1 protein-coding gene is annotated in these 1,545 nt (G+C 53.5%); it reads left to right on the forward strand.

Going from position 1 to position 1,545, the window contains the following annotated elements:
* The first annotated feature begins 73 nt into the window (after positions 1-73).
* A protein-coding gene (locus AC5EFR_RS23390) for an IS3 family transposase (protein WP_493578091.1) occupies positions 74-1,416 on the forward strand; the annotation gives its coding sequence in 2 pieces (ribosomal slippage) (positions 74-401 and positions 401-1,416; 1,344 coding nt in all).
* Positions 1,417-1,545: the final 129 nt, after the last annotated feature.

The raw sequence follows: 1,545 nt of genomic DNA on the forward strand, positions 1-1,545 counted from the left end.
CGCCTATGGGTCCAAATAGGGGTATTTGCTAAGAGAGTGTTTGTTGCTCATCGTAGCCACCGAGGAGTGGACGATGAGAAAGACAACGAAGAGTCCAGGCGAGAAGATCGTCAAAGACATCAAGCGGGCGACCCGCAAGCACTATTCATCTGAAGAGAAGATCAGGATCGTCTTGGACGGCCTGCGAGGCGAGGACAGTATTGCTGAGCTTTGCCGTCGTGAAGGCATCTCTCAGGGCATCTATTACAAATGGTCCAAGGACTTCATGGAAGCTGGTAAAAAGCGGCTGGCTGGCGATACCGCACGTGCTGCGAACACGGACGAAGTGAAGGAACTGCGCCGCGAGGCAAAAGACCTCAAGGAAGTGGTTGCGGAACAGACACTTGAACTGCGTCTTCTCAAAAAAAGCATGCTCGGGGATGGGGGCGACCACGAATGAGATATGCTGCATCAGAAAAACTTGAGATCATTCGGCTCGTGGAGGAAAGCCATCTGTCGGCCCGCCGGACACTGGCTAAGCTGGGCATCCCCCGCACCACGTTCTACCGTTGGTATGACCGATATCTGCAACGTGGTGAGGCTGGCCTTGCTGATCATTCTCCCAAGCCAAAACACGTCTGGAACCGCGTGCCTGATGAGGTGAAGCGCAAAGTTGTCGACCTAGCGCTGCAGGAAACGGAGTTGTCGCCACGCGAGCTAGCTGTGACGTTCACCGATCAGGAGCGCTACTTTGTGTCGGAATCCACAGTCTATCGCACGCTCAAGGCACATGACCTGATCACCAGCCCTGCCTTCATCGTCCTGAAGGCTGCTGATGAGTTCCAGCACAAAACGACGGCCATTAACCAGCTTTGGCAAACTGACTTCACCTACATCAAAGTGCTGGGATGGGGCTGGTTCTATCTCAGCACGGTTCTTGACGATTACAGTCGCTACATCGTGTCTTGGAAGCTCTGCACAAGCATGCGTGCGGAAGATGTGACCGATACGCTGGAGCTCGCATTGCAGGCATCCGGATGCGACCAAGTTCACATCGCCCACAAACCACGTTTGCTGAGCGACAATGGGTCCAGTTACGTCTCTGGCGACTTGGCTGAGTGGCTGCAGGACAAGGGCATGAAGCATTCTCGCGGTGCGCCTTATCACCCTCAGACTCAAGGCAAGATCGAACGCTGGCACCAAACCTTGAAGAACCGCATCCTGCTGGAAAACTACTTCCTGCCAGGCGATCTTGAAGCTCAGATCGAAGCCTTCGTCGACCACTACAACCATCAGCGGTATCATGAGAGCATCAACAACGTCACACCCGCTGACGTCTACTTCGGACGTGATAAAGCCATTCTAAAGCAACGGGAAAGGATCAAACGAAAGACACTCGAAACGCGCCGCTTGCATCACCGCCAGCACGCCGCATAATCAAACCAACCAGATGAGCCAAACTCTCTCTTAGTTTAGCCCGCCATTGGTTCCAAAAACTCTGACGACGGACAGGTAGGCTGAAGAATTTGTCGTCCCTTCACCTTATCAACTGTCCTGATCTTATTG

The organism is Pelagimonas sp., assembly GCF_058892305.1.